Source organism: Bacillus sp. AFS073361 (assembly GCF_002567005.1).
In the GTDB taxonomy this organism is placed as follows: Bacteria; Bacillota; Bacilli; order Bacillales; family Cytobacillaceae; genus Neobacillus.
The window spans coordinates 132,456-141,948 of sequence record NZ_NUZU01000012.1; the positions used below are offsets into that span (position 1 = coordinate 132,456).

A 9,493-nucleotide genomic window follows, 5' to 3' on the forward strand; every position below is an offset into this window, starting at 1 on the left:
AACTAGATATTTTTAGACGTCTTCTATATAGTAACAAATAAAACCAACCAAGGGGAGTAAAGATTTTTACACCATTTTTTATAAGTTTTTACGATTCAAAACGCGAAGGCTGTCAAATTATGTTACAATAAATTTGAACTCTCGAAAGTTCTATGTCAGACCGTCTGCGCTTGCAAAGATAACAACTTAGAAAAATGGAGAAGGTGCTCATATGTATTTTGTTGATCAAGAAAAAATTGAAGAGATACTGAAATTTTTAGAAATGCAAATTCAACTGTTCCTAAGTAAAAAAGAGTGGTCCAACCCACTTGAAAAGGCAGCGCTAGAGCGTGTAAACCATATGATGATCGAGTCTGTTTTGGACGTTGGAAATGCAATGATTGATGGGTTTATTATGCGTGACCCAGGCAGTTACGATGACATCATTGATATTTTGATGGATGAAAAAGTGATCACATCTGAAACGGGAAATAGTTTGAAAGTGTTGATTCAATACCGGAAAATGCTTGTCCAATCTTATACAGATGTCAATCATCAAGAACTTCAAGTGACGTTTACAAAGCATTTACATGAGTTGGTGAATTTTGCGGCCAATGTTCGCGAATATCTTGTCACCGAGTTAGGACCGGTTTCAGCGTTTAAAAAATAATAATATATTAAGACCGTTATGCGCGGTCTTTTTTGTTCTATATGGAAAAAACTTTTGGGAGTGTAACATATGAAAAATTACAAAGGTTATTTAATTGATTTAGATGGAACAATGTATAAGGGATCAGAACAGATTGAAGCTGCATCTGACTTTGTCAAGAAACTCCGGGATCAACAGATACCCTATCTTTTTGTTACAAACAATTCCTCAAGAACACCTGCACAGGTTGCTGCAAAGCTGACCCAGTTTGACATCCCGGCGGAAGAAAAGCAAGTGTTCACAACAAGTCAAGCGACGGCCAATTATATTTATGAACGAAAGAATGATGCCCGCATTTACGTGATTGGGGAAGAGGGGTTACGGACAGCAATAGAAGAAAAGGGGTTCCGATTTGCCGGAGAAGATGCTGAGTTCGTCGTGGTAGGAATCGACCGGGAGATCAGTTATGAAAAATTGACGGTTGCCTGTTTGGCGGTCCGCAATGGCGCAACGTTCATTTCCACTAATGGAGATATCGCCATCCCTACAGAAAGAGGCTTGGTTCCAGGGAATGGTTCACTAACATCTGTTATTACTGTTTCTACACAAACCAAACCGATTTTTATTGGCAAACCAGAAGCAATCATCATGGAACAGGCTTTAAAGGTACTTGGAACACCGAAAGAAGAGACATTGATGGTCGGAGATTATTATGATACAGATATTTTAGCAGGCATGAATGCCGGGATAGATACATTACTAGTACATACAGGAGTAACGACCAAAGAACTGCTTTCCGGCTACGACCGGATGCCTACCTACACCGTTGATTCCTTAGATCAATGGAAGATTTAAAAAGGATGGGAAGCCCCATCCTTTTTCTGCTTATTTCTTTTCACTTTCAGCCCTAGCAGCCCTGTGTGCGAGTCGGCTCGATGCGGCAGCTGCAATTGCCCCGACGATATCATCTAAAAAAGTATGGCATTCGCCTGTTGATTTATCATTTAAATGCGCTAATATTCCAGGTTTTAATTTATCAATATATCCGTAATTGGTAAAACCAATTGAACCATATACATTTACAATCGAAAAGGCTAGAATTTCATCGACTCCATAAAGACTTTCATCTGTTCCGATTATTGATTGGAGCGGCTCCTCAAGCATTCCTTTTTCAGCAAGTACATCCAGCTGTATTCCTGTTAAAATTGCGTTTTGAACCTCACGTTTGGCAAGAACGCGTTCCACATTTGCTAAACAGTCTTCCATTTTCAAGTTCTCATGATATTTTTCCTGCAAAAAGAAAACTAAATCAGCGATATCCTGTACTTTGACGCCTCTGTCATTCAGCCATCTACGTGCAGTTACTTCGGTTAGATTTACGTTTTTGTCGTCTGCCATTCCTCTGATCACCTTTTCTATGGATTTTGACTATATATATACTGTATTATTCTAACTTATGCAAAAGAAACTTAAAAAAGAGCATGGTTAAAACCTTATATTCTCCTTCATTTTTCTAAGCTATTCAGGAACAAGTTTTCTTAAGCTAAAACATATATATGAAGTAAGAAAAGGGAAAGAAATGAGGTGGACTATAAATGCTTCAAAAAATGCTGGAAAATCAATATGGCATTACGGTCGAGGAATATGTAAAACTGGATCGGTTTGATGCGTTAAGAGGAAATGGCTGGCTCTACTTAATCTCTAAACCAGCGGGCAAGGAAGAAGAAGATATTGCCGAACTTGAGAAAATCGCGGAGCATTTACGCAATTATGGTGATCAAAATGTTCCCGCCATTTTACCGTCTAAAGAAGGGCATTTAATTACAGAATGGGAAAAAAATAAATATTGTGTCCTTGCAAATCGACAACTGAAAGAACAGAAAAAAGTTAAATTGGGCAGGAAATTGGCAAAATTCCATGAGCGCGGCAGGAGAGTCCCCTTTCAAATAGAGAGGTCTAGCAGGATCGGACAATGGAAGACCTTATGGGAAAAACGGCTCGAGCAGATGGAAAAGGTGTGGAATGGTCTTCTTTTTCAAACACCTGAAGATGAATTTCAGCGGATGTTTATTGATTCCTTCCCCTATTATTTGGGGTTAACGGAAAACGCTATTCAATATCTAGTGGATACCGAGATTGATGATGAACCGCTTGAAACGGATAGCGGAACGGTTTGTCATGAACGGTTTACGCAAAAGACTTGGGGGCCGCACAATAATTATATGATCAAAAATCCGTTTGACTGGGTATTTGACCATCGCAGCCGGGACATCGGTGAATGGACAAGGGAAAGATATCTTCATAATTCCCAAACCTATGACGTGGAATTAAAGCGCTTTTTTGAAGAGTATCAAAGTATTGCCCCTTTGTCGCCATTTTCCTGGCGATTATTGTATTCCCGGTTAATTTTCCCGCTCCATTACTTTGAATGTATAGAGAGTTATTATATTACCACATCCGAACAGGACAAAAAGGTATTAGAAGAAAAGTTAATGAGAATTTTACGCCAGTCCGGAGAATATGAACAATTTTTGGCGGGTTTTTATCAACTTACTGACGCTCCAATCAAGCGTTTAAACCTGCCTTTATTGGAATGGCTTTACTAAAACATGTTTTCATTAAAAAAGTGATTGCCTATGGATGGCAATCACTTTTTTGATTATTAAAATACCTGTTCTACTTCCACAATTCCTGGTACTTCTTCTAAAAGAGCTCTTTCAATACCAGCTTTCAGTGTGATGGTTGAGCTTGGGCAGCTGCCGCATGCACCTAACAGGCGAAGTTTGACAATGCCTTCTTCAACATCTACTAATTCACAATCTCCGCCGTCGCGAAGAAGAAATGGACGTAATTTATCTAATACTTCTTGAACTTGTTCAAAAATTTCTTGTTCTGCCAAATTAATCGACTCCCTTCCTATACTTATATTATAATGTCATCATCGTGAAAAATCCATTATCAGAAATTAGGAAAACACACATTTATAGTCATTTTCTTGGTTATATCGCAAAAATGAGTTAACCTGAAATAAAAAGGCGGGAATGAGTAGATGAATAGTACAGAAGTAGAAATTGTTGTTTACGGTGCAGAGCAGTTGTGCCCGAGTTGTGTCAATTTACCATCTTCCAAAGAAACGTTTGAATGGTTGGAGGCAGCGATAGCGAGAAAATTTCCAGACCAACCGTTTAAAATGACCTATGTGGATATCTATCAGCCCACTGGGGAGAGTGAAAAAATCGCGTTTGCAGAAAAAGTGGTCGAAGAGGATATGTTTTATCCAGTGGTTGTCATCAAAGACAAAATCGTTGGAGAAGGGAACCCGCGTTTAAAAACCATTTTTTCTGAACTAGAGAAACACGGATATACAGCTATATAATTGGAAGAAGCATTCCACAAAAATGGAATGCTTCTTCTTTGAATCAAGCTCCAGCGCCCCCCTGTTCATGGCGCTGGAGCTTTTTATATTACCCGTTATGAAACTTATACATCCACAGAATCCCGGATTTAAGCAAGCGGGCGACACGTCCAGTAATGGCGCGGTCTGCCATCATCCCAAATCCGTGCTTTTTCCCAAGGGAACCAAGGATCCCCTTTAATTTTATTTGTGGGAATGATGTTGGAGGTTCTTCACCTTTCCAACGTCTCTTTAATACTTCAACAATTTGTTCCGCCTGACCTTCCGCTAATTGAGCACTAGGAGCATGGGGAAGACTTGCGCAATCACCAAGAATAAAAACATGTTCATCATTGGGCAGGTGGTGAAGCGGGCTTATAACTAGTCTTCCCATTCCGTCTTTTTCCCCGTCCATAGCGCGGACAATTTTATTGGCTTGAATTCCCGCGGTCCATACGATTACATCACAATGGATCGCCTGGTCGTGATTGTATAATACATTTTCTTCCACTTTGGTAATATTCGAGTTATTAATAATTTCGACATTGTTTTTTACAAACCAATTTTCAACATATTTGCTTAAACGTTCAGGGAATGCAGAGAGAATATGTTTTCCCCGATCAAATAATTTGATGTTTAGGTCTTCACGACTTTCGCTTAATTCACTTGCTAATTCCACGCCGCTAAGACCAGCGCCTACGATACCAACAACTGAGCCCGGTCCCAGATTATTTAAGACAGAGTAGGTAAGTCGAGATTTTTCAATAGACTGGATACTGTAAGTAAACTGATCAGCTCCCGGAACATCATGATACTTGTCCTCACAGCCCAGACCAATGATGAGGTCATCATAGTCGAGAGGCTCCGCATCCTTTAATGTAATCTTTTTTTCAGTTGTTTGAATTCCGATTACTTCACCATAAACTACTTTTAATCGTGGGTGCTCCGGAAAAGCAACCCTTACTTCTTTGTCAGAAATTGTTCCTGCTGCTAATGCGTAATACTCCGTTTTTAAACAGTGGTAAGGTACACGGTCCACTAGTGTAATGGTCATGTCCTCTGGTAAATGGTTAGGGAGAAGTTCATTTAGTATCTTCATTCCGCCATAACCGCCACCAAGAATTACAAGGTTTTTCATTTTTATTACCCCTTTGAATAGCCCGTTTCATATTTAAAATTGCCTAAAATGTCAAAAAAAAATAATAGAATAATAAATCCGTTCCTTTAACACATACGAGTATAGCGGAATTATGACAAAATAACAACAATTTTCATGATTTTCTTGACATGGTTATAGTATACATGGTATTTGACGGAGTGGATGAAATGGAGTAGGATAATTAGTTGTGGAGAGGTGAAAGCAATGATTCAACCCATCATCGAATTTTGTATAAGCAATCTTGCGAATGGTGCCCAAAAGGCACTAGAGAAATTAGAAAAAGATCCTAATTTGGATATTATTGAATATGGATGTCTTGGATATTGCGGTAAATGTGCGACTTCGTTATATGCTCTCGTAAATGGGGAAGTAGTCACAGGAAAAACACCTGACGAATTGGTCGATAATATTTATCAATATTTGGAAGAGAATCCAATGTTTTAAAATAGGGAGCGTCGCCGCTCCCTTATTTATATATATTTCATATGATAGTACGAAGGAATCGTATCATTTGAGTAGTTAACAATACGTGTATATAATAAATTAAAAGCCTCATTAAGGGAGGGTATCATATTGAGTAATAATGTGGTTATTTTAACAGAAGCGGCATCGCTCCACATAAAAGAAATGATGAAGCATAACGAAGAAGAAGGCGCTTTGTTACGCGTTAGCGTAAAAGGTGGTGGATGCAGCGGTTTATCCTATGGGATGGGCTTTGAACATACAGTAAATGAAGATGATTTGAAACTTGAACAACATGGAATTCAAATCTTAGTCGATAAAGAGAGTGCAGCGATTTTACAAGGAACCAAGATTGATTATAAAGAATCAATGATGGGCGGCGGCTTTACTATTGACAATCCAAATGCAATCGCATCATGCGGATGTGGGTCATCGTTTAGAACGGCTACTGCTACTGGTACTCCGGAAGAATGCTAGGCGGTATATCAACGTTTTGAGCCGATTTTAGGTCCGGGATATTAGTCCGGTAATCGAATCGGAAACAGGGGCGCAGGGTTGCGGATAACGTCGGAAATCCGCGTGTACACAACCTCGCGATTATACAAACACAACCCTAAAACATACGAATCAGGGTTGTAAATAACGGCCTTCTTAGCGGTGGGATGTCTAATCACTTACCGTTAGGGAGGCTTTTTATTATGGCGTTACAAAAACGAGCAAGACGTAAACCAGTGCGTGAACTGGCGAATAAGAAAGAATATCCGAATTTAACGCTAGACCAGGCGCTTGATTTCGTTATTTCCGGCAAAAAGGCGGAGGGACTTCGGGAACGAACGCTTACTGATTACGCTAAGATGTGGCGGTATTTTACCGATTGGTTAAAGGAAAATTATGAGGACGTCGAAACGGTCGATCAGCTTACAAAAGAGATGTTTCGGAATTATATCAGTTATCTACGCTATGATGCGAAAAGGTACGACGGGCATAAGTTTATTTATGCGAAACAGCAGGGCGTTGGCTTGAAAGAGGCTACGATTAATATTCGAGTCAGAACGTACAGAGCGATATTCAATCATTTAGAGAGCGAGGGCCTAATCGAAGTTAATCGGATGGATAACGTGAAGGAATTGCGGACAGATGTTGACCTGACGAATTGCTTTACCGATGAAGATGTCAAGAATCGGAAGCCTCGGCTCATACCGTTCTCAGCGCACGTTTCAAAGCTTTTACTGCAGCTTATCGGAGAGAATCGCGAGCACTTTAAAACAGACCGCTTATTCCTCTCCAGTTACGGTGAGAACCTCGGCTGGAACCAATTAAACAAACGGCTCAAGTACTACGCAAAGAAAGCTGGCATTGACGGCAAGAAGGTAACGAGCCACGTCTACCGTCATACCTGGGCGAAGAACATGATTCTTAACGGCTGCGATCCGTTTACTTTGCAGAAGATGGGCGGCTGGCAAGACATACGAACCATGAGGCGTTATATTCAGATGGATACAACGGAGATGCGACGGAGCCATGACGACTTCTCACAGATGAATAAGTTTCGAAATAAACGCGTTTAACCATTGCGTCACCTTAACCGGTGGCGCTTTTATTACATACATATAAATAGCCGCATCAAATCTTTGGTCTGATATAATGGAATAGACAAGGGAGGTTTAATCAATGAGTATATTCGACTTTATTAAAACGTTTGCAACACCAATCTTCGGATTAATTGGCGTTTTTGTAGGTAGTAAATTGAGTGCGAAAAGAGAAATTAAGTTGCAAAAAGAATTTTTATCCAGAAAGTTAAGAATAGAAAAATATCAAGAATTTTCATTGGATTTGTCAGATTTCATAAGAGAAGGTGCAACTAGTCTTTCACGAATGGTTGATTTAATAAAAGGAGAAATTACGCATAAAGAGTTTCGTCAATTAAATGATTCTAGCCAAGCCGAAGCAATACGAATATGTCGAAGATTGATGGTAAATCAGTGGTTTATTCCTGATGAATATAGGGACCGATATGAAAAGGTTTACGATAATTATAATGTAATTTTTGAAGGGTTTCATGAGCCAGATACTCCAAAAAGAAATTTTAAAGACCACGAAATTACATATGAGGCAATAAAAAGAGATATAGAATCGTTCTTAACAATTGCTGTGAATGTGTACGAAGATTTAAATAACGAATTAAAGAAAGAGTTAGAAGGCCTGAAATAGGTCTTATTTTTTGTATACACATAGAACGTTAGTTCGTATAATAAGAACCAGGAGTGTGATAAATATGTACGCAATCACTATCGAGATTCATTATACGGCCGCAAGCCGACTAGTGCAGGGTGGGAGCTTTCCATTACGGGGAAGAAGGCCGGAACAAGTTGCGCTTGCATTCTGGAAAGAGATACGGAAGCAAATGTCCCAGCATGCGCAATTAGAGCAAATCCTTGTGAATGGCGATCAAGATATAACGGAGCTAGTGGCCGAGATGGAGCGGGAGGAGTTACGAAACATCGACGCTAATTGGAGCCTACTGTTTTAGTACGGTATTACTTTAACACGTTAACGTACTATATAATAAAAGGAACTCGATATTTCGGAATATGTGCGGGTAATGTGGCGTAATGTGGAAGAAAATAACGATGGGTGCTATTGGTTTTGACTACCGTCATTATCTTGCTTATTTTGTTTTATATCTGAATAAAGTAAATAAATCAAAAGGACGCCAGGAATCGAGATCAAGGAGAATAGAAACCAATACGTGTTTATAAAATGAGTGTATAACCAAGAATACATGCAGAGCACCTCCTAATTCTAGAGTGTCCGAAACGTATCCAATTAATCATCAGCACGGAGCGCCTGGGGCGGGGCTGCCTTTCAAACTCGATGGGTGTCGAATCGTATGCCGATCGGTAGGTTATCGCGCAGCTATCCGCAATATGAACCGGCATTCATTATGCACTAACGCTGGGAAATAACGGAGCTACTGGCGAGGCAAAGGGCGTAGGTATGCGGATGTATAGAACTATGTATATCGATATTATCTACGTAATGAATTAACGTTGGTATAACAGCGTTCTGATTCGAGATAATTACGTAAAATTAAATTATTGCGTAATTATGTTGAATACTTATTCATCGTTATACAATCGTCATATAATCGGAATGATTACGATTTAGGTTCAGATTCGACAAAAACCGCAGACCCCCAGAGCCCGGTCCAAAAAGCCGGGGTTTAGACGTTTCTAATTTGCGCACAATTTTTCCGCATGGGGTGTCGCTACAATTCTATGTCGCGGACATTCACGTCATTCATTCCGGTTAATCTTCCTCTTTCACCTCATATAAATCGTCCACTTTGACGTCTAATAATTCCGCCAGTTTAAATAATTGCGGTGCCGTCGGATATGTCTTGCCCGTGCACCAGTTCGATAGTGTATTCCGCGAGACTCCCATATGTTTCGAAATATATTCCCTTCTGTATGGCGACTCCTTGATTCTATCGCCTATTACGCTAATTATCATGTTAGATCACCTACGTATATAATTCGACACGCCTCGTCCTAATCCTTTCACAAATTTGACGCCTGAATTCTGCACAATTTTTTTGTATGGACCTGCAATATTGGGCGGAATTCCCATACACTCTACTATACGCATTACCAAACGCCAGCATCACGGTAGAGCGAACGGTAGATAATCGCCTCTATCTCTACGACACCAATCGTCCTATTATTCGCTTCCAATATGCGTATCTATTACAACTATCACTACGTGATATTAGAAAGGAGCGTGGCGATTTGTTATTCGAAGTGTTAACTACCGGCAGCATGCTCGGAGTACTTGGTGCTAGCTACTATTA

General features: G+C 39.9%; 13 protein-coding genes. 9 read left to right on the forward strand and 4 right to left on the reverse strand.

Going from position 1 to position 9,493, the window contains the following annotated elements:
• Positions 1–211 precede the first annotated feature (211 nt).
• Positions 212–649, forward strand: coding sequence for a DUF86 domain-containing protein (locus COJ96_RS07845; protein WP_098572389.1), 438 nt, complete (start codon positions 212–214; stop codon positions 647–649).
• A gap of 69 nt (positions 650–718) precedes the next feature.
• Positions 719–1,483: a TIGR01457 family HAD-type hydrolase gene (locus COJ96_RS07850; protein ID WP_098572390.1), complete on the forward strand. Its 765-nt coding sequence runs from the start codon at positions 719–721 to the stop codon at positions 1,481–1,483.
• 30 nt (positions 1,484–1,513) lie between these two features.
• Here the strand turns inward: COJ96_RS07850 and COJ96_RS07855 are convergent, their stop codons facing one another.
• A complete protein-coding gene (locus COJ96_RS07855; protein ID WP_098572391.1) occupies positions 1,514–2,026 on the reverse strand; it encodes a phosphatidylglycerophosphatase A family protein in 513 nt (170 codons plus the stop codon).
• 197 nt (positions 2,027–2,223) lie between these two features.
• Between COJ96_RS07855 and yutH the strand changes: the two genes are divergently transcribed.
• Positions 2,224–3,234 (forward strand): spore coat putative kinase YutH, encoded by a 1,011-nt coding sequence (yutH, locus tag COJ96_RS07860; RefSeq protein WP_098572392.1) that lies wholly within the window; start codon positions 2,224–2,226, stop codon positions 3,232–3,234.
• A 56-nt stretch (positions 3,235–3,290) separates the two neighbouring features.
• Here yutH and COJ96_RS07865 read toward each other — a convergent pair whose 3' ends face one another.
• Positions 3,291–3,554: a NifU family protein gene (locus tag COJ96_RS07865; RefSeq protein ID WP_231507843.1), complete on the reverse strand. Its 264-nt coding sequence runs from the start codon at positions 3,552–3,554 to the stop codon at positions 3,291–3,293.
• Positions 3,555–3,677: 123 nt separating this feature from the next.
• Here COJ96_RS07865 and COJ96_RS07870 point away from each other — a divergent pair, with 123 nt between their 5' ends.
• Positions 3,678–4,004, forward strand: a complete 327-nt coding sequence (locus COJ96_RS07870) for a YuzD family protein (RefSeq protein ID WP_098572393.1) — start codon at positions 3,678–3,680, stop codon at positions 4,002–4,004.
• Between the two features lie 88 nt (positions 4,005–4,092).
• Here the strand turns inward: COJ96_RS07870 and COJ96_RS07875 are convergent, their stop codons facing one another.
• The gene (locus COJ96_RS07875; protein ID WP_098572394.1) at positions 4,093–5,160 is read right to left on the reverse strand and encodes an NAD(P)/FAD-dependent oxidoreductase; all 1,068 of its coding nucleotides are present in this window, start codon (positions 5,158–5,160) and stop codon (positions 4,093–4,095) included.
• A 225-nt stretch (positions 5,161–5,385) separates the two neighbouring features.
• Between COJ96_RS07875 and COJ96_RS07880 the strand changes: the two genes are divergently transcribed.
• The 5 genes from COJ96_RS07880 (at position 5,386) to COJ96_RS07900 (ending at position 8,173) form a co-directional block, all read left to right on the forward strand.
• A complete protein-coding gene (locus COJ96_RS07880; RefSeq protein ID WP_098572395.1) occupies positions 5,386–5,625 on the forward strand; it encodes a YuzB family protein in 240 nt (79 codons plus the stop codon).
• A 129-nt stretch (positions 5,626–5,754) separates the two neighbouring features.
• A complete protein-coding gene (gene erpA, locus COJ96_RS07885) occupies positions 5,755–6,120 on the forward strand; it encodes an iron-sulfur cluster insertion protein ErpA (RefSeq protein WP_098572396.1) in 366 nt (121 codons plus the stop codon).
• A 221-nt stretch (positions 6,121–6,341) separates the two neighbouring features.
• The gene (locus COJ96_RS07890; RefSeq protein WP_098572397.1) at positions 6,342–7,211 is read left to right on the forward strand and encodes a tyrosine-type recombinase/integrase; all 870 of its coding nucleotides are present in this window, start codon (positions 6,342–6,344) and stop codon (positions 7,209–7,211) included.
• 103 nt (positions 7,212–7,314) lie between these two features.
• Positions 7,315–7,854, forward strand: a complete 540-nt coding sequence (locus COJ96_RS07895) for a hypothetical protein (protein WP_098572398.1) — start codon at positions 7,315–7,317, stop codon at positions 7,852–7,854.
• A 64-nt stretch (positions 7,855–7,918) separates the two neighbouring features.
• Positions 7,919–8,173, forward strand: a complete 255-nt coding sequence (locus COJ96_RS07900; RefSeq protein WP_098572399.1) for a hypothetical protein — start codon at positions 7,919–7,921, stop codon at positions 8,171–8,173.
• A gap of 779 nt (positions 8,174–8,952) precedes the next feature.
• On the opposite strand, the gene COJ96_RS07905 is transcribed toward COJ96_RS07900, so the two are convergent.
• Positions 8,953–9,156, reverse strand: a complete 204-nt coding sequence (locus tag COJ96_RS07905) for a helix-turn-helix transcriptional regulator (RefSeq protein WP_098572400.1) — start codon at positions 9,154–9,156, stop codon at positions 8,953–8,955.
• Positions 9,157–9,493 lie beyond the last annotated feature (337 nt).

Excerpts from the sequence above, each read along its gene's own strand:
- COJ96_RS07845 (WP_098572389.1), top strand. The coding sequence starts at position 212 with ATGTATTTTGTTGATCAAGAAAAAATTGAAGAGATACTGAAATTTTTA.
- COJ96_RS07850 (WP_098572390.1), top strand. The coding sequence starts at position 719 with ATGAAAAATTACAAAGGTTATTTAATTGATTTAGATGGAACAATGTAT.
- COJ96_RS07855 (WP_098572391.1), bottom strand. The coding sequence starts at position 2,026 with ATGGCAGACGACAAAAACGTAAATCTAACCGAAGTAACTGCACGTAGA.
- yutH (WP_098572392.1), top strand. The coding sequence starts at position 2,224 with ATGCTTCAAAAAATGCTGGAAAATCAATATGGCATTACGGTCGAGGAA.
- COJ96_RS07870 (WP_098572393.1), top strand. The coding sequence starts at position 3,678 with ATGAATAGTACAGAAGTAGAAATTGTTGTTTACGGTGCAGAGCAGTTG.
- COJ96_RS07875 (WP_098572394.1), bottom strand. The coding sequence starts at position 5,160 with ATGAAAAACCTTGTAATTCTTGGTGGCGGTTATGGCGGAATGAAGATA.
- COJ96_RS07880 (WP_098572395.1), top strand. The coding sequence starts at position 5,386 with ATGATTCAACCCATCATCGAATTTTGTATAAGCAATCTTGCGAATGGT.
- COJ96_RS07890 (WP_098572397.1), top strand. The coding sequence starts at position 6,342 with ATGGCGTTACAAAAACGAGCAAGACGTAAACCAGTGCGTGAACTGGCG.
- COJ96_RS07895 (WP_098572398.1), top strand. The coding sequence starts at position 7,315 with ATGAGTATATTCGACTTTATTAAAACGTTTGCAACACCAATCTTCGGA.
- COJ96_RS07900 (WP_098572399.1), top strand. The coding sequence starts at position 7,919 with ATGTACGCAATCACTATCGAGATTCATTATACGGCCGCAAGCCGACTA.
- COJ96_RS07905 (WP_098572400.1), bottom strand. The coding sequence starts at position 9,156 with ATGATAATTAGCGTAATAGGCGATAGAATCAAGGAGTCGCCATACAGA.